At 53.8% G+C, this 264-nt stretch carries 1 rRNA gene; it reads left to right on the top strand.

Going from position 1 to position 264, the window contains the following annotated elements:
* Positions 1 to 264, top strand: a 23S ribosomal RNA gene (locus GWK61_RS55710); the annotation flags it as partial.

Below are 264 nucleotides of genomic sequence, written 5' to 3'. Positions count from 1 at the left end.
CTGGGGGGAGTCGCAGAGACCAGCGAGAAGCGACTGTTTACTAAAAACACAGGTCCGTGCGAAGTCGCAAGACGATGTATACGGACTGACGCCTGCCCGGTGCTGGAACGTTAAGGGGACCGGTTAGGAAGCGATTCCGAAGCTGAGAACTTAAGCGCCAGTAAACGGCGGTGGTAACTATAACCATCCTAAGGTAGCGAAATTCCTTGTCGGGTAAGTTCCGACCTGCACGAATGGCGTAACGACTTCTCGACTGTCTCAACC

Origin of the sequence: Catenulispora rubra (assembly GCF_015356825.1) — a bacterium.
In the GTDB taxonomy this organism is placed as follows: domain Bacteria; phylum Actinomycetota; class Actinomycetes; order Streptomycetales; family Catenulisporaceae; genus Catenulispora; species Catenulispora rubra.
This window is presented reverse-complemented; position numbering and strand designations above follow the sequence as displayed.